Here is a 22,224-nt window from a genome sequence, read left to right as displayed (position 1 = left end):
GTGCCGGATGTGACCGGCCGCCACCCGTTCACCGCACCGCAACCGGGCGGCGGGCGCCACCGGGGCGCGCGCCGGCGACCGACGCCTCCCCTGGCGTCGCTCAGACCGGGAGCGTCTCCCGCACGCGGTCCCGCGCGGCGCGGACCGCGGCCTGGCCGAGCACCAGGTCGCCCCGCTCGGCGTCCGGCAGGTACAGCACCGCCGACTGACCGGGGGCGACCCCGCGCTGCCGCAGGTCAAGCTCGATCCGCAGCCCGCCGGCACCGTCGGCCGTCACCGTGCACGGCACCGGGGTCCCGTGGGCGCGCAGCTGCACCTCCGCCCGCAGCGGCAGGTCCGGCACCGGGCCGGTCCAGCTCGCCGGGCCGGTGAGCACCTCGTCGACCTCCGCCTGCTCGGCGGTCCCGACCGTCACCGTGCGGGACACCGGCTCGATGCCCAGCACGTAGCGGGGCCGCTGGTCGCCCGCGGTCACCCCGAGCCCGCGACGCTGGCCCACGGTGAACCCGTAGGCACCGGAGTGCGTGCCCAGCGTCTGCCCGGTCGCGGCGTCGACCACCGGGCCGGGCTGCTCGCCCAGCCGCCGGGCCAGGAAGCCGCGGGTGTCGCCGTCGGAGACGAAGCAGATGTCGTGCGAGTCGGGCTTGGTGGCGACGGCGTACCCGCGCTCCGCGGCGATCGCCCGCACCCGGTCCTTGGTCATCCCGCCGAGCGGGAACACCGCCCCGGCCAGCTGCGCCCGGGTGAGGACGCCGAGCACGTACGACTGGTCCTTCGCCGCGTCCACCGAGCGGCGCAGCTCGCCCTCGGCCAGCCGCGCGTGGTGGCCGGTGACCACGGCGTCGAAGTCCAGCGCCCGCGCCCGGTCCAGCACGGCGGAGAACTTGATCTTCTCGTTGCAGCGCAGGCACGGGTTCGGCGTCCGGCCGGCGGCGTACTCGGCGACGAACGGCTCGACGACGTCCTCGCGGAACCGGTCGGCCAGGTCCCAGACGTAGAACGGGATGCCGAGGGCGTCGGCGACCCGGCGGGCGTCGTGCGCGTCCTCGACGCTGCAGCAGCCGCGCGCGCCGCTGCGCAGGGTCTGCCGGTCCGGCGACAGCGCCAGGTGCACGCCGGTGACGTCGTGCCCGGCCTCCACCGCCAGCGCGGCGGCCACGGCCGAGTCCACGCCCCCGCTCATCGCGGCGATGACCCTCATGCTGCTCCCACCGTTCGGCTCCGCGCTCGCTCCGCTCCTCGCTCGCTGGCGCTCGCTGCGATGCTCACTCGCTGTCGCCTCACCCGCGCCCCGCCCGGCGGGCGCGCTCGACGACCGGCGCGATGACCGCGAGCAGCGCGTCGACGTCGGCGTCGGTGGAGGTGTGGCCCAGGCTGAACCGCAGCGAGCTGCGCGCCCGGGCCGCGTCGGCGCCGGTGGCCAGCAGCACGTGGCTGGGCCGCGCGACGCCGGCGCTGCACGCCGAGCCGGTCGAGCACTCGATGCCGCGCGCGTCCAGCAGCATGAGCAGCGCGTCACCCTCGGCGCCGGGGAACGACAGGTGGGCGTTGCCCGGCAGCCGGCCGGGGGTCCCGTCGGGCAGCACGTCGTCCAGCGCGGGTCCGTTGAGCTGCACGTCGGGCACCTGCTCGACCACCCCGGCGACCAGCCGGTCGCGCAGCGCCGCCACCCGGGCGGTCCGCGCCGCGCGGTCGCCGACGGCGGCCTCGGTGGCCGCGGCCAGCCCGACGATCGCCGCCACGTCCAGCGTGCCGGAGCGGACGTCGCGCTCCTGGCCGCCGCCGTGCAGCAGCGGGGTGCACTCGGCGTCCCGGCGCAGCAGCAGCGCCCCGGCGCCCACCGGGCCGCCGAGCTTGTGGCCGGTCATGGTCAGCGCGTCGGCGCCGCAGGCGGCGAAGTCCAGCGGCAGCTGGCCCACGGCCTGCACCGCGTCGGTGTGGAACGGCACGCCGACCGCGTGCGCGGCCGCGGCGAGCGCCGCGACGTCGCTGACCGCGCCGATCTCGTTGTTCGCCCACATCACGCTGGCGACCGCGACGTCGGTGCCGTCGCCGAGCGCCTCGGCCAGCGCCTCGGGGGTGACCCGGCCGCTGGGCTCGACGCGCAGCCAGGTGACCTCGGCGTCCTCGTGCTTCTCCAGCCACTCGACGCTGTCGAGCACCGCGTGGTGCTCGGCCGGGCTCACCACGACCCGGCGGCGCCGGGCGTCGGCGGTCCGGCGGGCCCAGAAGAGCCCCTTGACGGCGAGGTTGTCGCCCTCGGTCCCGCCCCCGGTGAACAGCACCTCCGACGGGCGGGCGCCCACCGCGGCGGCGATCCGCTCGCGGGACTGCTCGGCGACCCGGCGGGCCTCCCGGCCGCTGGCGTGCAGCGACGAGGCGTTGCCGACGCGGCCGAGCTGCTCGGTCATCGCGGCCAGCGCCGCGGGCAGCAGCGGCGTGGTCGCCGCGTGGTCGAGGTAGGTCATGGCCTTCCCAGCGTAGGCGCCGGTCCGGGGCGGCACCGACGCGCTCCCGCCCAGTGGAGCGGTCCGGGCACGCGACGGGCGCCGGGCCTCCGCGGAGGACCGGCGCCCGGGACGCGCTGCTACCTGCGGGCGGTGATCTGCTCGGTCGCCGCCGGGACGACGGTGTTCAGGTCGCCCACCACGCCGAAGTCGGCGAGCTCGAAGATCGGCGCCTCCGGGTCCTTGTTCACCGCGACGATCGTCTTCGAGGTCTGCATGCCGGCCCGGTGCTGGATGGCGCCGGAGATGCCCACCGCGATGTACAGCTGCGGCGAGACGGTCTTGCCGGTCTGCCCCACCTGGAACGAGTGCGGGTAGAAGCCGGAGTCGACCGCGGCGCGGGACGCGCCGACGGCGGCACCGAGGGAGTCGGCCAGCGCCTCGATGAGCGAGAAGTTCTCCGCGCTGGCGACGCCGCGGCCGCCGGAGACGACGATCGACGCCTCGGTGAGCTCGGGCCGGTTGCTCTTCTGCTCCACCACGCGGTCGACCACCCGGGTGGCCTTCGCGGCGTCGGTGAGCGCGACGGCCACCGTCTCCTCGGCCGCGGCGGCCGGGGCCGGCTGCGGGGTGACCGAGTTGCCGCGCACCGTGTAGATCGGCGTGCCGGTGGTGACCTTCGAGTGCACGATCGTCGCGCCCGCGAAGACCACCTGGGTGGCGGTGCCGTCGGCCTCGATCGCGGTGACGTCGGTGAGGAAGCCGCTGCCGGTCTTGACCGCCAGGCGCGCGGCGACCTCCTTGCCCTCCGGGGAGGACGGGATCACGACGGCGGCCGGCGACGCGGAGCCGACCAGCTGCGCGAGCACCTCGGCCTTGGGGGCGACGAGGTAGTCGTCGACCTCCGGGGACTCCGCGACGTAGACCTTCGCCGCGCCGTACTCGGCGAGCGCGTCCTTCACGGCCGCAGCGGTGCCGGGGGCGCCGACGACGACGGCCGAGGGCTCACCGAGCGCGCGGGCGGCGGTCAGGGCCTCCAGCGTCGTCTTGCGGACGCCGGGGCCGGCGGGGTTGAGCTCGACCAGGACCAGGACCTCTGCCATGACTTCTGTCTCCTCCTCGATCCTGCGCTCAGACGATCTTCTGCTCGGCGAGGTAGCCGACGAGCTTCTCGGCGCCGTCGCCCTCGTCGGCGACCTTCACGCCCTCGCCCTTCGGCGGGCGGCCGGCGAAGTCGACGACGGTGCTGCCGGCCGCGGCCAGGCCGACGGTCGACGGGTCGATGCCGAGGTCGGCCAGGGTCAGGGTCTGCACCGGCTTCTTCTTGGCGGCCATGATCCCCTTGAAGGACGGGTAGCGCGGCTCGTTGATCGTGTCCCAGGTGGACACGATCGCCGGCAGCTGGGCCTCCAGCAGCCAGTAGCCGCCGTCGGCCTGCCGCTCGACGCGCGCGGTGGTGCCCTCGACGGTCAGCTTGCGGGCACCGGACAGCTGCGGGAGCCCCAGCCGCTCGGCCAGCAGCGCCGGCATGACGCTCATCTGGCTGTCGGTGGCCTCGGCGCCGCAGAGCACCAGGTCGTACTGCAGCTGCTGCAGCGCCGCGGCGATGACCGCGCTGGTCTGCAGCGCGTCGGAGCCGTGCAGCGCCGGGTCGCTGACGTGCACGGCCTTGTCCGCACCCATCGACAGCGCCTTGCGGATGGCGTCGGTGGCGGAGTCCGGGCCGACGGTCAGCACCGTGACCTCGCCGCCCTGGGCCTCCTTGACCGTCAGCGCCTCCTCGATGGCGTACTCGTCCATCTCGTTGATGACGTTGTCGGCTGCGGCGCGGGCGACGGTGTTGTCCGACGGGTCCAGCGCGCGCTGACCGCCGGAGTCGGGGACCTGCTTGACCAGAACGACGATGTCCATCGTCAGACCAACCTCCGCGGAGTGGTTCGAGGGCTCGGGCGATCGGGTGCGCCCGCCTGCCGATCATCGAGGCTACCCACCAGTAACACCCGGGTGGGAGGGAGGGTGGAGCGGCGGCGTCAGCCGGCCGGGCGCCACTCCCCGGTGGCGGCGAAGTGCGTCAGCGTGGCGGTGTGCGGCGCGAGGTCGAGCCCCTGCGCGGCCAGCCAGTCGTCGGAGTAGTAGGTGTGGGCGTAGCGCTCCCCGCCGTCGCAGAGGAGGGTGACGACGCTGCCGGTGCGCCCGGCCGCCACCATCTCCGCGACCAGCTGGTAGGCGCCCCACAGGTTGGTGCCGGTCGAGCCGCCGGCCCGCCGTCCGGTGACCCGCTCCAGGTGCCGCATCGCGGCCAGCGAGGCCGCGTCGGGAACCCGCAGCATGCGGTCGACGATGGTCGGCACGAACGACGGCTCGACCCGGGGCCGCCCGATCCCCTCGATCCGCCCGGGCCGGCCGGTCACGTGGGCGGGGTCGTCGTCGGCCCAGCCGCCGAAGAACGCCGAGTTCTCCGGGTCGACGACGGCCAGCCGGGTGGGGTGCCGCCGGTAGCGGAGGAACCGGCCGATCGTGGCGCTGGTGCCACCGGTGCCGGCGCCCACGACGATCCACTCCGGCACCGGGTGGCGCTCCAGCGCGAGCTGCTCGAACACCGACTCGGCGATGTTGTTGTTGCCCCGCCAGTCGGTGGCCCGCTCGGCGTGGGTGAACTGGTCCAGGTAGTGGCCGCCGCACTCGGCGGCCAGCCGCCGGGCCTCGGCGTACACGGTCGAGGGGTCGCTCACCAGGTGGCAGCGGCCGCCGTGGAACTCGATGAGCGCGATCTTCTCCGGGCTGGTCGAGGCGGGCATGACCGCGACGAACGGCAGGCCGAGCATCCGGGCGAAGTACGCCTCGCTGACCGCGGTCGACCCGCTCGAGGCCTCGACGACGGTGCTGCCCTCGACCAGCTGCCCCGAGCACAGCGCGTACAGGAACAGCGAGCGCGCGAGCCGGTGCTTGAGGCTGCCCGTCGGGTGGGTCGACTCGTCCTTGAGGTACAGGTCGACGCCCCACTCGGGCGGCAGCGGGTGCACCAGCAGGTGGGTGTCGGCGCTGCGCAGCGCGTCGGCCTCGACCAGCGCGACGGCCCGGTCCACCCAGGCGCGGCCGGCGAGGTCGGACCGGTCGACGTCGGACCGGCCGGTGTCGGTGGCCGTCATCGGCCGGTGAAGGTGGCCTTGCCCGGGCCGTTCTCCAGGAACGAGCGCATGCCGGTCCGCTGGTCCTCGGTGTCGAACAGCCCGGCGAACAGCCGGCTCTCCAGCTCCAGACCCGCGGCCAGCGGGCCGTCGAGCCCCTCGTCGATGGCCTGCTTCGCGGCGGCCAGCGCCAGCGGCGGGCCGGCGGCGAACTTCCGCGCCATGGCGACGGCGGTCGCGTAGACCTCGTCGTCCGGCACCACCGCGTCGGCCAGCCCCATCTCCAGCGCCTCCTCGGCGCTCACGTGCCGGCCGGTGAACACCAGGTCCTTGGCCTTGGCCGGACCCACCAGCCGGGCCAGCCGCTGGGTGCCCCCGGCGCCCGGGATGACCCCGAGCAGCACCTCCGGCTGGCCGACCTTCGCGCCGGCGCCCATCACCCGGAAGTCGGCGCACAGCGCGAGCTCGTAGCCGCCGCCCAGCGCGTAGCCGGTGATCGCGGCGATGACCGGCTTGGGGATCCTGGCCACCTGGGTGAACGACACCGTGAGCTCCCGGCCCCAGGCGACCATGCTCGCGCCGGTCAGCTGGGACATGGCCTTGATGTCGGCGCCGGCGGCGAACACCCGCTCACCGCCGTAGAGCACCACCGCCCGCACGTCGGCCCGCTCGGTCGCCTCCATCGCCGCGGTCCGCACCTCCCGGTGCAGCTGCTCGTCGATGGCGTTCATCTTCGGGCGGTCCAGCCGGATGGTGCCGACGCCGTCGGCGACCTCCAGGGTGACGAACTCCGGCGCTGCCATGCCTGCCTCCTGCTGGGGGTCCGACGTCCTCGTCCCCGGCACCCTATGGCCCGGCCCGGCTCAGGCGCGGCGGGCGCTGTAGCGGCCGGCGTCCCGGGAGACCGCCAGCGGCAGCCCGAACGTCTCCGACAGCAGCGGCGCGGTGAGCACGTCACCGACCGGGCCGGCCGCGAGCACCTGGCCACCGCGCAGCAGCAGGGCGTGCGTGTAGCCGGGCGGGATCTCCTCGACGTGGTGGGTGACCAGCACCTGCGCCGGCGCGTAGGCGTCGCGGGCGAGGTCCGAGAGGCGGGCGACCAGGTCCTCCCGGCCGCCGAGGTCGAGGCCCGCGCCGGGCTCGTCGAGCAGCAGCAGCTCCGGGTCGGTCATCAGGGCCCGGGCGATCTGGGCGCGCTTGCGCTCGCCCTCGCTCAGCGTGCCGAACGGCCGGTGCGCCATCGCGGCGACGCCCCACTGCTGCATGAGCATCGCGGCCCGGGTCAGGTCGTGGACGTCGTAGCGCTCCCGCCACCGGCCGACCACGGCGTACCCGGCGCTGACCACGACGTCGCCGACCCGCTCGGACGGCGTGATCCGCTGGGCCAGCGCCGCGCTGGTCAGCCCGATCCGCGGGCGCAGCTCGAACACGTCGACCGAGCCGAGCGTCTCGCCCAGCAGCGTCACCTCACCGCGGGTGGGGTGCATCTGCGCCGACGCCAGCTGCAGCAGCGTCGTCTTGCCCGCGCCGTTGGGCCCCAGCAGCACCCACCGCTCGTCGGCCCGCACGGTCCAGTCGACCCCGCGGAGCAGGTGCGCCTGCCCCCGGACGACGTCGACGCCACGGATCTCGACGACCGGCTCGTTCTGCACCCGCCCATCCAACCAACCCGGGGGTGCCGGCTGCCGCACCGACCCGCCCTGCCCGCCGCCCACCGACCCGCCGTCCCACCCGAACGCGCTCCGGTCGGGCACGATCCATGGCGTGAGCGCACCCCTTGCCCCCGAGCCCGCGCGCCTGCCCGGCCGGACCGCCGAGGTGTGGCCCGGCCGGCCCGCCCCGCTGGGCGCCCACTGGGACGGCACCGGCACCAACTTCGCCCTCTGGTCGGCCGGCGCGAGCGCGGTCGACTTGTGCCTGTTCGACGCCGACGGCACCGAGCACCGCCAGCGGCTGCAGGAGACGACGCACCAGGTGTGGCACGGCCGGCTCCCCGGCGTGGGCCCGGGGCAGCGCTACGGCTACCGGGTGCACGGCCCGTTCGACCCGTCGTCCGGCGCGCGGTACAACCCGGCCAAGCTGCTGCTGGACCCCTACACCCGGGCCGTGGACGGCGAGCTGGTGCTCTCCGACGCGCTGTTCGGCTCGGTGCCCGGCGACCCGTTCACCCCCGACCCCACCGACTCCGCCCCGTCGGTGCCGCGCGGGGTGGTCATCCACGACTCGTTCCCGTGGGAGGGCGACACCCGCCCGGACACCTCCTGGTCGGACACCGTCATCTACGAGGTGCACGTCAAGGGCGCGACGATGCAGCACCCCGACGTCCCGCCCGCGCTGCGCGGCACCTACGCGGGCCTCGCGCACCCGGCGTTCGTCGAGCACCTGGTCTCGCTGGGCGTCACCGCGGTCGAGCTGCTGCCGGTGCACCACTTCGTCAGCGAGCCGCACCTGCTCCGCCGCGGGCTGACCAACTACTGGGGCTACAACACGCTGGGCTACTTCGCCCCGCACGCCGCCTACAGCTCGGTCGGCTCGCGCGGCGGGCAGGTGACCGAGTTCAAGGCGATGGTCAAGGCGCTGCACGCCGCGGGCATCGAGGTGCTCCTCGACGTCGTCTACAACCACACCGCGGAGGGCGACCACACCGGGCCGACGCTGTCGTTCCGCGGCATCGACAACGGCGGGTACTACCGGCTCGGCGGCCACGGCACCGGCGAGGACCGGTCGCGGTACACCGACTACACCGGCTGCGGGAACACCCTCGACGTCCGCCGGCCGCCGGTGCTCGCGCTGCTGATGGACTCGCTGCGCTACTGGGTCACCGAGATGCACGTCGACGGCTTCCGGTTCGACCTGGCCTCCGCGCTGGCCCGCTCGATGCACGACGTCGACCGGCTGTCGGCGTTCTTCGACGTCGTCCACCAGGACCCGGTGGTCAGCGGGGTGAAGCTCATCGCCGAACCCTGGGACGTCGGCGAGGGCGGCTACCAGGTCGGCAACTTCCCGCCGCCGTGGACGGAGTGGAACGGCAAGTACCGGGACACCGTGCGCGACGTGTGGTCCGGCGCGAAGGTCGGCGTCCGGGACCTGGCCTACCGGCTCACCGGCTCCTCGGACCTCTACCGCTCCGACGGCCGCCGGCCGTTCGCCTCGGTCAACTTCGTCACCGCGCACGACGGGTTCACCCTGACCGACCTGGTCACCTACGAGCGCAAGCGCAACGAGGCCAACGGCGAGGACAACAGGGACGGCGAGAGCCACAACCGGAACTGGAACTGCGGCGTCGAGGGCCCCACCGACGACCCCGAGGTCACCGCGCTGCGCGCCCGGCAGGTGCGCAACCACCTGGCCACGCTGCTGCTGTCGACCGGCGTGCCGATGCTCACCGCCGGCGACGAGCTCGGCCGCACCCAGCAGGGCAACAACAACGCCTACTGCCAGGACTCCCCGCTGTCCTGGATCGACTGGGCGGCGATCGACGCCGACCTGTGGACGTTCGTCTCCCGGCTGGTCGAGCTGCGCCGGGGATCGCCGGTGCTGCGGCAGGAGGCGTTCTTCGAGGGCGGCGAGGTGCCCGGCACCGGGGGCACCCGCGACCTGGCCTGGTTCGCCCCGGACGGCGGCCAGCTCACCAGCGCCGACTGGTTCGACAACGGGCTGCAGACCCTGGGCATGTACCTCGACGGGCGCGGGCTGCGGCACCGCGACCAGCGGGGCCGCCCGGTGGTCGACGAGTCGTGGCTGATCTGGCTGCACGCCGGACCCGACCCGATCGAGGTGGCCCTGCCCGGCGCCCCGTGGGGCGACGCCTACGAGCTGGTCGTCTCGACCGAGTACCCGACCGGGGCCCCGCCGCGCCCGACCGCGGTCGCCCCCGGCCCGGTGGAGCTGCCCGGCCACAGCGTCTGGGCGCTGCGCGTGCTCCGCACCCCGGCGCCGGTGCCGCACGCCGAGCAGCCGCCGGCGGCGGACGGCGGACCGGCCAGCTCCCCGGTGGGCTGGCCCGGCTGACCGCCCCGCGACGACAGCGACCCCCGTGCCGGCCGGCACGGGGGTCGCTGTCGTCTGGTGGGTCGCTACTCGGCGGACTGCTCGAAGGTGATGACGGTCCAGCCGAGCAGCAGCCGGTCGCCGTCGGCGAGCGGGTGCGCCACGCCGGGCTCGAGCTGGGTCCACTCGGTGGCCTCGGGGCCGGCGACGTGGGTGCCGTTGAGCGAGCCCAGGTCGACCAGCGACACCTCGCGGCCGTGCCGCTGGATGGCGGCGTGCGCCGAGGAGAGCACGTTCTGGGTGTCCGCGATCGGCACCGGGCGGGCCGAGCCGCTGGTGACCAGCTCGTGGCCGTCGGGACGGCGGCCGAGCACCAGGTCCTCGTCGACGGTGACGACCATGCCGTCGTCGAACCGCAGCACCGGGGCCGCCGGCGGCTCCGGCCGCCAGAAGGCGGTCTGCTCGCCGACCTCGGCGATCGGGCCGGACGGCGTGCGGGCGGCGCCGAACCCGGCGTCGGAGCCGGCGCTGAACGACTCGGCGCGCGCCCAGCCACCGCTCGGCGGCGGGGTCGCGGCACCGGCGGACGCCGCGGCGGCCACCTGCAGCAGCGCACCCGCTCCGGGGACGGTGCCCTCGGTCAGGTCGAACGCGACGCCCGGGGGCATCGCGGCGGCGGGCTGGCCGGGGCCGACGTACAGCGTCTGGCCGAGCGCGAAGCCCGACGCCAGCGTGCAGCCGTCGGCCGAGGAGCCGGACACCGGGACGCCGTCGACGGCGGGCTGGCCCTTGCCGGACCAGAGGGCGACGGCCGAGCCGGAGCCCCCCACGGTGTCGGTCAGGACCAGGGCGAAGGAGGCGGGGCTGTCGGACAGCCGGGCCACCTGGCCGGCGACGGCGGCGAGCACCCGCTCGGCGCCCGGGCCGGACACACCCAGGCAGGCGTGGAGCGCGGCGACGAGGGCGGGTGAACCGGGGGCGTCCACCCACAGCAGGCCGCCGCCGCGGCGGGCGACGACAGAGTCTCCGGGGAGGACCTCACAGCGGTCGGGCATGTCGGCAAGCCTAGTGATGCCCGGCCGCATCCGGCGCCGCGCCCACCGCGTGCCACGCCGCGGACACGGCCAATTGCGCACGATCCGTCACAGCCGTCGCAGCAGACGCACGGGGATCGCCCGTCTGGACGACACTGCGCCCCGTCCCCGGCGGCCCTGCCCGGCCGCCGGGGGGCCGGGGGGCTAGGCCGTGACCACGACGCCGAGCTCCGCGGGGGCGGCGAGGTGCTCGGAGTGCGGGAGCACCCGGACCGTGTAGCCGAACGAGCCGGTGCGGGTCAGCGGCACGGTGGCGGTGAACCAGTGCCGGGAGCCCTCGCCCGTCTCGTGCCGCATCGGCAGCGTGGTGACCGCGTGCATCCCGTCGGCCTCGTCCACCCGGCCGTACGCCGCCTCGACGGTGACCTCGGCCGGCGTGAGCCCGGGCAGCTCCACCTCGGCGCGCAGGTCGATCCCGCCGCCGATCTCCGGGGTCTCCCCGACGCCGGTGGCCTCGACGTGCGCCACCCGCACCCCGGGCCAGTTCTCCAGCAGGTGCGCCCGCCAGGCGGCCTCGTCCCGCGCGGTCTGGTACCCGCCGGTGGCCATCTCGCGGGCGGCGCCGGCGGCCGGCACGTACAGCTGCTCGACGTAGTCGCGGACCATCCGGGTGGCCTGCACCTTCGGGCCGGTCTCGCGGAGCGCGTCGCGGATCATCTCCACCCACCGGCCGGGCACGCCGTCGTGGTCGCGCTCGTAGAACCGCGGCAGCACCTGCTCGTCGAGCAGCGTGTAGATGGCGTGCGCCTCGACGTCGTCGCGGCGGTCGTGGTCGGTGACGCCGTCGGCGGTCGGGATGGCCCACCCGTTCTGGCCGTCGAACCACTCGTCCCACCAGCCGTCGCGGATGGACAGGTTGAGCCCGCCGTTGAGGGCCGACTTCATGCCCGACGTCCCGCACGCCTCGAGCGGCCGCAGCGGGTTGTTCAGCCAGACGTCGCAACCCCAGTACAGGTAGCGGGCCATGCCGATGTCGTAGTTCGGCAGGAACGCGATCCGGTGCCGGATCTCCGGGTCGTCGGCGAACCGCACCATCTGCTGGATCAGCTGCTTGCCGCCGTCGTCCGCGGGGTGGCTCTTGCCGGCGATGACGAGCTGGAGCGGGCGGTCGGTGTCCAGCAGCAGCGCCTTGAGCCGCGCCGGGTCCTTGAGCATCAGGGTCAGCCGCTTGTAGGAGGGGACCCGGCGGGCGAAGCCGATGGTCAGCACGTCCGGGTCGAACGCGGTCGCCGTCCAGCCCAGCTCCGCGGGGGTGGCGCCGCGGGACAGCGCCGTCTCCCGCACCCGGCGGCGCACCTCGTCGACCAGCCGGGCCCGCAGCAGCCGCCGGGTCGCCCACAGCTCCCCGCTGGGGATCCGGTCGACGCCGTCGAAGTGCACGTCCTCGTGCAGCGTGACCGGGTCGCCCTGGCTGCTGCTCTGGGTGCCCAGCTCCAGCAGCTCCCGCGCGGTCCAGGTCGGCGCGTGCACGCCGTTGGTGATCGAGGAGATCGGCACCTCGTCGGCGTCGAAGCCCGGCCACAGCGCGCCGAACATGTCGCGGCTGACGTGCCCGTGCAGCTCGCTCACGCCGTTGGCGCGCTGCCCCAGCCGCAGGCCCATGTGCGCCATGTTGAACGTGCCGGGGTCCGGCTCCCGCCCCAGCGCCAGCAGCTGGTCCAGCGGGACGCCGAAGCCGGCGAAGTACCGCTCGATGAGCGCCCGGGGGAACCGGTCGATGCCCGCCGGCACGGGGGTGTGCGTGGTGAAGACGGTGCCGCCGCGCACCGCCTGCAGCGCCTCGGGGAACGAGAGCCCGTGCGACTCGGTGAGCTCCCGGATCCGCTCGACGCCCTGGAACCCGGCGTGGCCCTCGTTGGCGTGGAAGACCTCCGGCTGCGGGGTGCCGGTCAGCGAGCAGTACGCGCGCAGCGCCCGGACGCCGCCGATGCCCAGCAGCATCTCCTGGCGCAGCCGGTGGTCCTCGCCGCCGCCGTAGAGCCGGTCGGTGACCCCCCGCTCGGCGGCCTCGTTCTCCTCGATGTCGCTGTCGAGCAGCAGCAGCGAGACCCGGCCGACCTGGGCCCGCCAGACGTGCGCGTGCAGCGTGCGCCCCTCCGGCAGCGGCACGCTGATGACCACCGCGTTCCGGTCGCTGTCGCGCAGCAGCTTCAGCGGCAGGCCGTGCGGGTCCATCGCCGGGTAGTGCTCCAGCTGCCAGCCGTCGGGCGACAGGCTCTGGGAGAAGTACCCCGACCGGTAGAGCAGCCCCACGCCGATGAGCGGGACGCCGAGGTCGGAGGCGGCCTTGAGGTGGTCGCCGGCCAGGATGCCCAGCCCGCCGGAGTACTGCGGCAGCACCTCGGTGATGCCGAACTCGGCGGAGAAGTAGGCGATGCTGCGCGGCGCCTGCTCGCCCAGCGACTGGTACCAGTGCGGGGCGTCCAGGTAGTCCCGCAGGTCGTCGGTCAGCTGCTCCAGGCGGCGGAGGAAGCCGTCGTCGGCGGCCAGCGCGGCCAGCCGCTCGGCGGAGACCTCGCCCAGCACCTTGACCGGGTCGCCGCCGCAGGACTCCCACAGGTCGGGGTCCAGCGCCTCGAACAGGTCCCGTGTCTCGGGGTGCCACGACCAGCGCAGGTTCATGACCAGCGGGGCGAGCGGCCGGAGGGCCTCCGGGAGGGAGGCGCGGACGGTGAGTCTGCGGAGAGCGCGCACGGGCCGACACTATCGGCGACGGGGCCTCCCCACCGGGTCGGAAGGCACGCCGTCCGGCGCCCTGCGGGCGGGCCGCGGGAGGCGTCCGGCGCGTCGTCCCGGCGCCGCTGTCTCCCCCGCCCGGCTGAGTGCGGTGATCGCCGAAGTGCCCGGGGACCGGATGATCGCTAGCGTTCACCGTGATGACTGGCCGCGCTGACCTCCGTTTCGGCATCACCGATGTCGCACCCGTCGTGTCCTGCGGGGCGTTCTCGTCCCGCGCCGTGGTCGGCGAGCACGTGCCGATCACGGCCACCGTGTTCCGCGAGGGCCATGACGCCGTCGCCGCGAACGTCGTGCTCGTCCCCCCGGCAGCCCCCGGTTCGCTCGAGCCCGGCGAGGCCGACCCGGCCGCGCCGCTCGCGCGGCTGCGCAAGTACGGCCCGGAGCCCGACCGGTGGGCGACCACCGTCGTGCCCGACCGCGAGGGGCTGTGGACCTTCCGCGTCGAGGCCTGGGACGACCCGCTGTCGACCTGGCGCCACGACGTCGAGGTGAAGGTGGAGGCCGGCCAGGGCGCCGACGACCTCGCCAACGACCTCGAGAGCGGCGCCCGGCTCATGGAGGAGGTCGCCGCGCTGGCCCCCCAGGAGCACGAGGCGGACCTGCTCGCCGCCGCGGCCGCGCTGCGCGACACCTCGCTGGGGGTGCCCGCGCGCCTCGCGCCGGCGCTCGCCGCCGGGCTCGTCCCGGTGCTCGACGCGCACCCGGTGCGCCGGCTGGTGACCCCGTCGCAGACCGTCGAGCTGTGGGTCGACCGCCCCCGGGCGCTGTACGGCTCCTGGTACGAGTTCTTCCCGCGCTCGGAGGGCCCGGTCGTCGCCGGCACGCCCACCCACGGCACCTTCGCCCAGGCCGCCCACCGGCTGCCGGCGATCGCCGAGATGGGCTTCGACGTCGTCTACCTGCCGCCGATCCACCCGATCGGGCACACCAACCGCAAGGGCAAGAACAACACCCTGACCCCCGGGCCGGACGACGTCGGCTCGCCGTGGGCGATCGGGAGCGAGGACGGCGGCCACGACGCCGTCCACCCGGAGCTGGGCACGCTGCAGGACTTCCAGGACTTCGTCTGGCGGACCGGCGAGCTGGGCATGGAGGTGGCCCTCGACCTCGCGCTGCAGGCCACCCCCGACCACCCGTGGGTGCGCGAGCACCCCGAGTGGTTCACCACCAAGCCCGACGGCACGATCGCCTACGCGGAGAACCCGCCGAAGAAGTACCAGGACATCTACCCGCTCAACTTCGACAACGACCCCGAGGGCCTGTACGCCGAGGTGCTGCGGGTGGTGCGGCACTGGATGGCCGCCGGCGTGCGGATCTTCCGGGTCGACAACCCGCACACCAAGCCGCTGAACTTCTGGCACTGGCTGATCTGGGAGGTCAAGAAGACCGACCCGGACGTCCTGTTCCTCGCCGAGGCCTTCACCCGGCCGGCGATGATGCACCAGCTCGCCCGGCTCGGGTTCACCCAGAGCTACACCTACTTCACCTGGCGCACGGCGAAGTGGGAGCTGGAGGAGTACGGCCGCGAGCTGGCCGCCAACGCGCACTACATGCGACCGAACTTCTTCGTGAACACCCCGGACATCCTGCACGAGACGCTGCAGGTCGGCGGCCCGCCGATGTTCAAGATCCGGGCGGTGCTCGCCTCGATGATGAGCCCGACCTGGGGCGTCTACTCGGGGTACGAGCTGTTCGAGCACGTGGGGCTGCGGCCGGGCAGCGAGGAGTACCTCGACACCGAGAAGTTCCAGCTGCGCCCGCGCGACTGGGCCGGCGCCGAGGCCGGCGGCCGGACCCTCGCGCCGTACCTGCGCACGCTCAACGAGGTGCGCCGGGCGCACCCGGCGCTGCAGCAGCTGCGCACGCTGCGCTTCCACCACGTCGACAACGAGAACCTGCTCTGCTTCTCCAAGACCGACCCGGGGTCCGACGACTGCGTGCTGGTGGTGGTGTCGCTGAACAGCCACAACACCCAGATCGGCACCACGTCGCTGGACATGCCGGCGCTCGGGCTGGACTGGTCCGACCGGTTCTCGGTGACCGACGAGATCACCGGCGCCCACTACGAGTGGGGGCAGAACAACTACGTGGAGCTCGACCCGTACCGCGAGCCGGCCCACGTGTTCACCGTCCACCGCAGCCTGCCCGGCCCGGTCTCCCCCGCCTGAACGACGGCCTGCCCCGCCCCCGCCGCCCCACCGGGAGCGGCGGGGGCGGACCGGTCACCGCCCGCCCCCGCTCGATCGCAAGGACACCTCTCCATGACCCTCCCCGTCCCCTCCCAGTCGACCCCCGGCGAGGGTGAGCAGTCGACGCTGCCTGCGCCGGGCACCGACCCGGAGTGGTACAAGCGCGCCGTCTTCTACGAGGTGCTGGTGCGCGGCTTCGCCGACAGCAACGCCGACGGGATCGGCGACCTCCGCGGCATGATCGGCAAGCTGGACTACCTGCAGTGGCTCGGGGTCGACTGCCTCTGGCTGCCGCCGTTCTTCGCCTCCCCGCTGCGCGACGGCGGCTACGACGTCAGCGACTACACCGCGGTGCTGCCGGAGTTCGGTGACATCGAGGACTTCAAGGAGCTCGTCGAGGCCACCCACGCGCGGGGCATGCGGATCATCATCGACTTCGTCATGAACCACACCTCGGACCAGCACCCGTGGTTCCAGGCCAGCCGCAGCGACCCCGAGGGCCCCTATGGCGACTTCTACGTGTGGGCCGACGACGACTCCGGCTACTCCGACGCGCGGATCATCTTCGTCGACACCGAGTCCTCCAACTGGACGTTCGACCCGATCCGCAAGCAGTACTTCTGGCACCGGTTCTTCAGCCACCAGCCCGACCTGAACTTCGAGAACCCCGCCGTCCAGGACGCGATCATCGACGCGCTCCGGTTCTGGCTGGACCTGGGCATCGACGGGTTCCGGCTGGACGCCGTCCCCTACCTGTTCGAGGAGGAGGGGACCAACTGCGAGAACCTGCCCAAGACGCACGCCTTCCTCAAGAAGGTGCGCAAGGTCGTGGACGCCGAGTACCCGGACAAGGTGATGCTCTGCGAGGCCAACCAGTGGCCGGGCGACGTCGTCGAGTACTTCGGCGAGGACGGCGACGAGTGCCAGATGGCCTTCCACTTCCCGGTGATGCCGCGCCTGTTCATGGGCGTGCGGCGGGAGCAGCGGTTCCCGATCTCGGAGATCATGGCGCAGACGCCGGACATCCCGGCGAACTGCCAGTGGGGCATCTTCCTGCGCAACCACGACGAGCTGACCCTCGAGATGGTCACCGACGAGGAACGCGACTACATGTGGTCCGAGTACGCCAAGGACCCCCGCATGAAGGCCAACATCGGCATCCGGCGCCGGCTGGCGCCGCTGCTGGACAACGACATCGACACCCTCGAGCTGTTCAACGCGCTGCTGCTGTCGCTGCCGGGCTCGCCGGTCCTGTACTACGGCGACGAGATCGGCATGGGCGACAACATCTGGCTCGGTGACCGCGACGGCGTCCGGACCCCGATGCAGTGGACGCCGGACCGCAACGGCGGCTTCTCCACCGCCGACCCGCAGCGGATGCACCTGCCGCTGGTCGCCGACCCGGTCTACGGCTTCCAGGTCACCAACGTCGAGGCCCAGCTGCGCAACACGACGTCGCTGCTGCACTGGATCCGCACGATGATCCAGGTGCGCAAGGAGCACCCGACCTTCGGCCTGGGCAGCTTCACCGAGGTCGGCTCGCGCAACCCCACGGTGCTCTCGTTCGTCCGCGAGTTCGGCGACGACGTGGTGCTGTGCGTCAACAACCTGTCCCGGTTCCCGCAGCCGGTCGAGCTGGACCTGCGCCGGTTCGAGGGCTGGACGCCGGTCGAGCTGACCGGGCGGGTGCAGTTCCCGCAGATCGGCGTCCTGCCGTACATGCTCACCCTCGGCGGGCACGGCTTCTACTGGTTCGAGCTGTCCAAGCCGGCCACGCCGGAGACCGACGAGCCCGAGGACGCCTGGGAGACCCAGACCAGCAGCTCGGTCGCGCAGTCGCTGCTCAGCTCCGGGGTGGTGGGCGACGGCGGCGCCCCGGCCGGCAGCGGCGGCCTCGGCGCGCAGGCGTCGACGAGCACCACCGACCCCCACGGAGAGGCCTGAGATGACAGCCCTGACCGACATCCTCGCCGACTGGATCCCCGGCCAGCGCTGGTTCGGCGGCAAGGGCCGGGAGTGGGCGGAGGTGGCCGAGGAGGGCTTCTTCCTCGACCAGTCCGACCCGGTCCTGTCCGTGCACCGGGTGCGCATCACCTACACCGACGGGCAGACCGACACCTACCTGGTCCCGCTGTCGTGGCGCGACTCCCCCGCCGAGGAGCTGTCCTCGGCGTTCATCGGCGCCGTCCCGGGCGGGAACGGCGGCAGCAACTACGCCTACGACGCCATGCGCGACCGGGACGCCACCGTGCCGTGGCTGACCCACATGGTCGCCGCCTCGACCGTCGGCCCGATGCACTTCCACCCGGCCGGGGTCGCCTACATCCCCGAGGGCGTGCCCGGCGACATCGTCTCGACCGAGCAGAGCAACACCTCGCTGGTCTACGGCGAGGGCGCGATCCTCAAGCTGTTCCGCCGGCTCGAGCCCGGGCTCAACCCCGACGTCGAGATCCACGACGCGCTGCGCAGCACCGAGAACTCGCACATCGCGCCGCTGCTCGGGTACGTCGAGATCGACAACGCCGCGGGCGAGGAGCCCTCGACCGTCGCGATGCTGCAGACGTTCGTGCAGGGCGCCAGCGACGGGTGGCGGCTGGCCACCTCCAGCGTCCGCGACCTGTACGCCGAGGGCGACCTGCACGCCGACGAGGTGGGCGGCGACTTCGCCGGGGAGAGCGAGCGGCTGGGCGAGGCCACCGCGTCCGTGCACGCCGACCTCGCCCGGGTGCTGCCCACCGAGCAGGCCGACCGCGCCTGGTACGCCGCCGTCGCCGAGCAGATGACCGACCGGCTGGAGGCGGCGATCGGCGTGGTCGAGGAGCTGCGCGAGCACGCCGACGGGCTGCGCGCGCTGTACGCGGCGGTGGCCGGCACCCAGGAGCCCGTCGTCCGCCAGCGGGTGCACGGCGACCTGCACCTGGGCCAGGTGCTGCGCACCGCCACCGGCTGGATCGTGCTGGACTTCGAGGGCGAGCCGGCCCGCCCGCTGGCCGACCGCCGGCAGCTGGACACCCCGCTGCGCGACGTCGCCGGGATGCTCCGGTCGTTCGACTACGCGGCCCGGCACATGCTCGTCGAGTCCCCCGGCGACCCGCAGCGCGCCTACCGCGCTCAGGAGTGGGCCGACCGGAACCGCACGGCGTTCATCGCCGGCTACTCGGCCGCCGCGGGGGTCGAGCTGGACCCCCGGTCACCACTCGTCCGGGCGTTCGAGGCGGACAAGGCGGTGTACGAGTGCGTCTACGAGGCGCGGAACCGCCCGCACTGGCTCATGATCCCGTTGCAGTCGCTGTCGCGGCTGACGGCGCAGGACTGAGCGGCCGGCACCGAGCGGTCACGACCACGGACACACCCGAAGGACCCAGGACGGAGACCATGAGCATCGACGACGCTTCCACCCCGACGGGCGGAGAGCCCGCCGACAAGGCGGAGCTGTTGCGCCGGGTCGAGGAGAAGACCGAGGCCGTCCAGGCGGCGACGGCCGGCGACACCCCGCCGGCGAAGAAGGCGACCCGCAAGGCCGCCGCCAAGAAGACGGCCGCCGCAGGGACGACCGCGGAGAAGGCCGCCAAGGCGCCGGCCAGGCGGACGGCGAAGAAGGCCGCCGACACCACGGTCACCGCTGCCGACGCCGACGCCGACGGCACCATCGTCGAGGCCGCGGAGCCTGCGAGGAAGACCACCAGGCGGACGGCGAAGAAGGCCGCCGCCGAGGCCCCGGCCGCCGACGGCGCGCCCGCCCCGGCGAAGCGGACCCGCAAGGCCGCGGCGAAGAAGGTGACCGCCGCGCCGGTCGTCGCCCCCGCGCCGATCGCCGAGCCCGGTGACCCGACCGCGCCGTCGGCCCCGCAGCCGGAGCCGCCGTCGCCCGAGCCCGACCAGCCGAGCACCCCGCAGGTGCCCGAGGACGGCGGGCACGCGGGCACCGGGGGCGACTCCCCGGCGCAGACCGCCGGCGTCACCGCCGAGGACACCGTCGCCGGCGGCACGGACGACGCCCCGGCGTCGGCGTCCGCGCAGGAGACCCCCGCCGTCGTCGACGCGCCGGACACCGAGCCGGCCGCCACCGGCACCGCGGCGACCCCCGAGCCGGCCGCGCCGCAGGCCGAGGCGCCGTCCACCGACGACGTCGCGCCGCCGGTCGAGGACCTGCCGCCGGCGCCCGAGGTGGCCCCGGAGCCGGCCGCCGCCGAGCTGGTCGAGGCGCTGCCCGACGGCGAGCTGCCGGTCACCAACGCGGTGCCCGCCGAGGCCGTGCCGGCCAGCAGCGGGGTCGACGAGCAGCAGTTCGCAGCGGTCGTCGACGGCTGGTCCTACGACCCGCACGGCGTGCTCGGTGCCCACCGCCTCGACGAGGGCTGGGCGGTGCGCACGCTGCGCCCGGACGCCGTCTCGGTCACCGTCGTCGACGAGGACGGCGCGCGGTACGAGGCCCGGCAGGTCTTCCGCGGCGGCGTGCACGAGGCGCGGCTGCCGCAGCAGCCCGGCGACTACCGCATCGAGGTCGCCTACCCCGACGGCGAGGGCGGCACGAACACCTTCACCGTCGACGACCCCTACCGCTGGCTGCCCACCCTGGGCCAGCTCGACCAGCACCTCATCCGCGAGGGCCGGCACGAGCAGCTGTGGACCGTGCTCGGCGCGCACCTGCGCGGCTACGACACCCCGCAGGGCCGCGTCGAGGGCGTCTCCTTCGCGGTGTGGGCGCCCAACGCCCGCGGCGTGAAGGTCACCGGCGACTTCGACTACTGGGAGGCCCGCGCCTACCCGATGCGGTCGCTGGGCTCCTCCGGCGTCTGGGAGATCTTCGTCCCCGGCGTCCAGGAGGGCAGCCGCTACCGGTTCCACGTGCTGGGTGCCGACGGCGTGTGGCGGGTCAAGTCCGACCCGCTGGCGTTCGCCACCGAGGTCCCGCCGGCGAACGCCTCGGTGGTCACCTCCTCGCGCCACGAGTGGGACGACGAGCAGTGGATGACCGCGCGCGCGGCCGGCAACTGGCACGAGCGGCCGATGAGCATCTACGAGGTGCACCTCGGCTCGTGGCGGCAGGGCCTGACCTACCGCGAGCTGGCCGACGAGCTGGTCGAGTACGCGAGCAGCGCCGGGTTCACCCACCTGGAGTTCCTGCCGGTCGCCGAGCACCCGTTCGGCGGCTCGTGGGGCTACCAGGTGACGTCGTACTACGCGCCGACCTCGCGGTTCGGCCACCCCGACGACCTGCGCTACCTCATCGACCGGGCGCACCAGGCGGGCCTGGGCATCATCGTCGACTGGGTGCCGGCGCACTTCCCGAAGGACGACTGGGCGCTCGGCCGCTTCGACGGGACCGCGCTGTACGAGCACGGCGACCCGCGGCGCGGTGAGCAGCTGGACTGGGGCACCTACGTCTTCGACTTCGGCCGCAGCGAGGTGCGCAACTTCCTGGTCGCGAACGCGCTGTTCTGGGCCAAGGAGTTCCACGTCGACGGCATCCGGGTCGACGCGGTCGCCTCGATGCTCTACCTGGACTACTCGCGCGGCGAGGGCCAGTGGACGCCGAACGAGTTCGGTGGGCGCGAGAACCTGGACGCGGTGAAGTTCCTGCAGGAGATGAACGCGACCGTCTACCGCGAGGTGCCGGGCGTGATCACGATCGCCGAGGAGTCGACCGCGTGGCCGGGGGTCACCCGGCCCACCTACGTCGGCGGCCTCGGGTTCGGCTTCAAGTGGAACATGGGCTGGATGCACGACTCGCTGGACTACATGTCCCGGCCGCCGGTGTACCGCAGCTACCACCACAACCAGCTCACCTTCTCGCTGGTCTACGCGTACTCCGAGAACTACGTGCTGCCGATCAGCCACGACGAGGTCGTGTACGGCAAGGGCTCGCTGCTCCGGAAGATGCCCGGCGACCGGTGGCAGCAGCTGGCCAACCTGCGCGCCTACCTCGCCTACATGTGGGCGCACCCGGGCAAGCAGCTGGTGTTCATGGGCTCGGAGTTCGGTCAGCTGTCGGAGTGGGCGGAGAGCCGCTCGCTGGACTGGTGGCACCTCGACGACCCGGCGCACCGCGGCGTCCTGGAGCTGGTCACCGACCTCAACCGGGTCTACCGGGAGACCGAGGCGCTGTACTCCCTCGACGTCGACGCGGCCGGCTTCCAGTGGATCGACGCCAACGACGCGGTCGGCAACACGCTGACCTTCCTGCGGTACGGCAAGGACGGCCAGGTGCTCGCCTGCGTGGCGAACTTCTCCGGCGAGCCGCACCGCGAGTACCGGATCGGGCTGCCCAGGGGCGGTCGCTGGCGCGAGGTCGTCAACACCGACGCCGAGCAGTACGGCGGCTCCGGGGTGGGCAACCTGGGCGGCGTCGAGGCGGTCGCGGAGAGCTGGCACGGCCAGCCCTGGTCGGCCACCGTCACCGCTCCCCCGCTGGGCACCGTCTGGTTCGTGCACGAGGGCCCCGAGCCCGCACTGCCGGCCGACGCCGCGCAGCAGGCCGCCGCCGAGGCGTCCGGGGACGCGGAGTCGCGGGGCGGCAGCGACGAGCCGGTGCCGGCCCCGGCCGACGCCGACCGGGCCCTGGAGGGCTGACCACCGGCCGGGGCGGGAGGGCAGGCACCTCCCGCCCCGGCACCCGGAGCGATCGATCGGGAGC

Annotated in this window: 14 protein-coding genes; 5 read left to right on the top strand and 9 right to left on the bottom strand. The window is 74.0% G+C overall.

Features of this window, described 5'->3' with window-relative positions:
- Positions 1-100: 100 nt before the first annotated feature.
- From mnmA to AB0J00_RS05135, 7 genes are all read right to left on the bottom strand, one after another.
- Positions 101-1,201 (bottom strand): tRNA 2-thiouridine(34) synthase MnmA, encoded by a 1,101-nt coding sequence (mnmA, locus tag AB0J00_RS05165; RefSeq protein ID WP_357741117.1) that lies wholly within the window; start codon positions 1,199-1,201, stop codon positions 101-103.
- A gap of 79 nt (positions 1,202-1,280) precedes the next feature.
- Positions 1,281-2,468: a cysteine desulfurase family protein gene (locus AB0J00_RS05160; protein ID WP_357741114.1), complete on the bottom strand. Its 1,188-nt coding sequence runs from the start codon at positions 2,466-2,468 to the stop codon at positions 1,281-1,283.
- 119 nt (positions 2,469-2,587) lie between these two features.
- A complete protein-coding gene (locus AB0J00_RS05155; protein ID WP_357741111.1) occupies positions 2,588-3,550 on the bottom strand; it encodes an electron transfer flavoprotein subunit alpha/FixB family protein in 963 nt (320 codons plus the stop codon).
- Between the two features lie 28 nt (positions 3,551-3,578).
- Positions 3,579-4,358, bottom strand: coding sequence for an electron transfer flavoprotein subunit beta/FixA family protein (locus AB0J00_RS05150; RefSeq protein ID WP_357741110.1), 780 nt, complete (start codon positions 4,356-4,358; stop codon positions 3,579-3,581).
- Positions 4,359-4,477: 119 nt separating this feature from the next.
- On the bottom strand, positions 4,478-5,596 hold the full coding sequence (locus AB0J00_RS05145; RefSeq protein ID WP_357741107.1) for a PLP-dependent cysteine synthase family protein: 1,119 nt from the start codon (positions 5,594-5,596) through the stop codon (positions 4,478-4,480).
- Complete coding sequence (locus AB0J00_RS05140; RefSeq protein WP_357741105.1) at positions 5,593-6,378, bottom strand: enoyl-CoA hydratase-related protein; 786 nt, start codon at positions 6,376-6,378, stop codon at positions 5,593-5,595. Before AB0J00_RS05140 ends, AB0J00_RS05145 begins: the two co-directional genes overlap by 4 nt.
- A 60-nt stretch (positions 6,379-6,438) precedes the next feature.
- The gene (locus tag AB0J00_RS05135; protein WP_357741102.1) at positions 6,439-7,227 is read right to left on the bottom strand and encodes an ABC transporter ATP-binding protein; all 789 of its coding nucleotides are present in this window, start codon (positions 7,225-7,227) and stop codon (positions 6,439-6,441) included.
- Positions 7,228-7,339: 112 nt separating this feature from the next.
- Between AB0J00_RS05135 and glgX the strand changes: the two genes are divergently transcribed.
- The gene (gene glgX, locus AB0J00_RS05130) at positions 7,340-9,586 is read left to right on the top strand and encodes a glycogen debranching protein GlgX (RefSeq protein ID WP_357741099.1); all 2,247 of its coding nucleotides are present in this window, start codon (positions 7,340-7,342) and stop codon (positions 9,584-9,586) included.
- A 65-nt stretch (positions 9,587-9,651) separates the two neighbouring features.
- Here glgX and AB0J00_RS05125 read toward each other — a convergent pair whose 3' ends face one another.
- A complete protein-coding gene (locus tag AB0J00_RS05125; RefSeq protein WP_357741097.1) occupies positions 9,652-10,620 on the bottom strand; it encodes an FHA domain-containing protein in 969 nt (322 codons plus the stop codon).
- 183 nt (positions 10,621-10,803) lie between these two features.
- Positions 10,804-13,353, bottom strand: coding sequence for an alpha-glucan family phosphorylase (gene glgP, locus AB0J00_RS05120; protein WP_357741094.1), 2,550 nt, complete (start codon positions 13,351-13,353; stop codon positions 10,804-10,806).
- Between the two features lie 182 nt (positions 13,354-13,535).
- Here glgP and AB0J00_RS05115 point away from each other — a divergent pair, with 182 nt between their 5' ends.
- From AB0J00_RS05115 to glgB, 4 genes are all read left to right on the top strand, one after another.
- Positions 13,536-15,566 (top strand): alpha-1,4-glucan--maltose-1-phosphate maltosyltransferase, encoded by a 2,031-nt coding sequence (locus tag AB0J00_RS05115; RefSeq protein ID WP_357741091.1) that lies wholly within the window; start codon positions 13,536-13,538, stop codon positions 15,564-15,566.
- Positions 15,567-15,659: 93 nt separating this feature from the next.
- Positions 15,660-17,531 carry a maltose alpha-D-glucosyltransferase gene (gene treS / locus AB0J00_RS05110; protein WP_357741089.1) on the top strand — a complete coding sequence of 624 codons (1,872 nt, stop codon included), beginning with the start codon at positions 15,660-15,662 and terminating at the stop codon, positions 17,529-17,531.
- A 1-nt stretch (position 17,532) separates the two neighbouring features.
- Positions 17,533-18,903, top strand: a complete 1,371-nt coding sequence (locus AB0J00_RS05105; RefSeq protein WP_357741086.1) for a hypothetical protein — start codon at positions 17,533-17,535, stop codon at positions 18,901-18,903.
- Between the two features lie 59 nt (positions 18,904-18,962).
- Positions 18,963-22,160, top strand: a complete 3,198-nt coding sequence (gene glgB / locus AB0J00_RS05100; protein ID WP_357741084.1) for a 1,4-alpha-glucan branching protein GlgB — start codon at positions 18,963-18,965, stop codon at positions 22,158-22,160.
- Positions 22,161-22,224 lie beyond the last annotated feature (64 nt).

The sequence above is a fragment of the Modestobacter sp. NPDC049651 genome (assembly GCF_040659695.1).
Lineage (GTDB): Bacteria > Actinomycetota > Actinomycetes > Mycobacteriales > Geodermatophilaceae > Modestobacter.
The sequence above is the reverse complement of the archived record's forward strand: the minus strand, read 5'-3'. Positions and strand labels throughout refer to the sequence as shown.